Below are 2,286 nucleotides of genomic sequence, written 5' to 3' on the forward strand. Positions count from 1 at the left end.
GCGTCAACGTATAGTTGATCTGGGTCACCAGCAAGTATTGGCAGTAATCCAGACGTGTGATGGGCTTCTTTTCCATCCCGCTCTGACGCGCTCCGCTCCAACAAGTGCCCTCCCAATCCCAGTTTTTGCGTAAGTCCTAACAGATCTAACGCCGGTAACGATGATGAGGCCGGGGGTGTCGGAAGGGCTCACCAAAGCGATGGGGCCGTTTATCCCAGTGATGGAAAGGCTTACCAAAACGATGAGGCTGTCTATCCCAGTGACGGAGAGGCTCACGGAAACGATGAGGCTGTCTATCCCAATAGGGGCGATGATAACGATCGAACCCATATAAATGTCGGTTATACCGATAGGGCTGCCGATACTTGTAAGGGTAAGTATTGAATCCGTGGAAATAACCATACGGATAATAATTGTACCCGTAGTAAGGACTCGGATATCCCGCGGCAACACCCACGCGGTAATGAACTCCCGCGCCACAGCCGCTCACCAGCGCGCTGAAAAAGGCAAACAGCAGGATTCGAAAAAATCGGCGGGGTTCTTTGAGGCGGAAATTCATAAACAGCGCCGGCATATAACCGGTTAGAGTCGTAGTTTTGATATCGCTTTAGACCTCGTAGCTGCCGAAAAATCATCGGTACAAGGACTATTTCCTTCACGATTTGGTCACATTAGATGCCAGGATTGAAAGGCGTTGGCATAGCAGGTGCATTAAAAACCTGATTTACAATGATCTTCAGCCACAACAAACACAGCCGGCATAACGGAAAACCGAGGCCATTACCGTTGACTGGAGAAGCCGGTATCATTGTTATTTATTCTGGACCTCGATCCCCAAGAAATCAGTGTGCCGCCCGAAAAATTCGGAACACTCGCTGAACGTCTAAGTTTTCACATACCTTCCTTAAGAGCTAACCGATGACTTTTCAATCTACTTCAACAGGCAAAGCTGCTTTGGCTTTATGCTGGATTTTTCTTGGGTTCTTTCCGGTTCTGGCCAGTGCGGAAACCCTGCTTCCGCCCCAACAGGTCATTCAGGAGACCTCCGATGCGGTGAAACAGGCCTTGCGGGAAAACGACTACAAGCTTGATATTCCCAAGGCGACGCGGATCGTCAGGGAGATCCTGGAACCCCACGTCGATGTCGATCGCGCAGCGCTGCTCATTCTCGGCAAGCACTGGCGAACCGCCACCCCTCAGCAGCGGGAGCGTTTCAAGAATGAATTCCGCATGCTGCTCATTCGCACTTACACTGCGGCATTTACCGAATATAGAGACTGGAACATCCGCTATCTGCCGCTTCAGAGTCCGCTCGAGGACAAAAAAGCCATGGTCAGAACCGAGATTCTCCAGCCCGGCGCCAAGCCGGCCGCTGTGGACTACCGCATGGTCGTCGATGCCAACGGCGCGTGGAAGGTCTATGACGTGCTGATTGAAGGCATCAGCTTGGTGCAAAACTATCGCACGACCTTCAGCGACGATATTGCCCGGACCGGCTCGTTGGACAGCGTCATCCAAGAGTTGGCTAGGCGCAATGCAACGGGATCAAAAGCTTCGATAAATGGTGCAGCCCACTCGCCAGCCACTTAAAGCGTATTTACAAAGTCTGAGTCCGTGCAGTGTCGTCAACGAGGGACGTCTAATCCAGACTCGAAGCGCTGGATTGCGGAACGGGGTTTCGCTAGGCTGATCTTTCATGATTGCGTCGCCATTTTTTGCGGGATCTTTCGGGACTTCCGAATCACCAGAAGGGGTAAATTGTGGTGACGCGTTATGGCCTTCGACGCCCCGAATGTCTGCGTTCGACCAGTCCCAACCCAAGGGGATCGGGACCTAGCTCCACAATGATTTGACGACCGGGCGTGATGCCTCGCGGGTCGCTTATTCCAGCCCCCCGGCGCTCGAACTTCCGGGGACTACTCGATCCGCTCGCTCGCTTCCTGTCTCGCAACGACGACGTTTCTCCGACGAGGATGAACATCATCCCCCTCAAACCATGCTCTGCGTCATCAACCCTGATGCTCGGACGCCTGTACCCTTTGTAAGTATCCTCTTAGGTTCTGTTGACATTTCAACGCAACCAGATGAGTGCTGAGACGAAGCGAAGAAAGCCCATGAAGTTACGCTGCAATTTTTCGAAGCGGACAAAGATTCTTCGGAAGTGTTTGATTTTGCCAAAGAAGCATTCGATCAAATGGCGCTCCTTATAAACAAACCAATCGCACTGCCGCTTCTCGGTCCGATGATTGCGCGGGGGAATGACGGCCTTGATCGCCTTTTCATGAA

The 2,286-nt window shown here is 52.3% G+C and carries 2 protein-coding genes; one reads left to right on the forward strand and one right to left on the reverse strand.

All coding sequences use genetic code 11. From position 1 onward, the window contains the following. Positions 1-918: 918 nt before the first annotated feature. The gene (locus VEB01_RS19945) at positions 919-1,590 is read left to right on the forward strand and encodes an MlaC/ttg2D family ABC transporter substrate-binding protein (RefSeq protein ID WP_324878546.1); all 672 of its coding nucleotides are present in this window, start codon (positions 919-921) and stop codon (positions 1,588-1,590) included. A gap of 481 nt (positions 1,591-2,071) precedes the next feature. On the opposite strand, the gene VEB01_RS19950 is transcribed toward VEB01_RS19945, so the two are convergent. Continuing rightward, complete coding sequence (locus VEB01_RS19950) at positions 2,072-2,272, reverse strand: transposase (protein WP_324878548.1); 201 nt, start codon at positions 2,270-2,272, stop codon at positions 2,072-2,074. Between the last annotated feature and the right edge of the window lie 14 nt (positions 2,273-2,286).

Origin of the sequence: Methylocaldum sp. (genome assembly GCF_035627495.1) — a bacterium.
Classification (GTDB): Bacteria; Pseudomonadota; Gammaproteobacteria; order Methylococcales; family Methylococcaceae; genus Methylocaldum.

Coding starts and splice junctions, on each gene's coding strand:
- VEB01_RS19945 (WP_324878546.1), top strand. CDS start 919: ATGACTTTTCAATCTACTTCAACAGGCAAAGCTGCTTTGGCTTTATGC.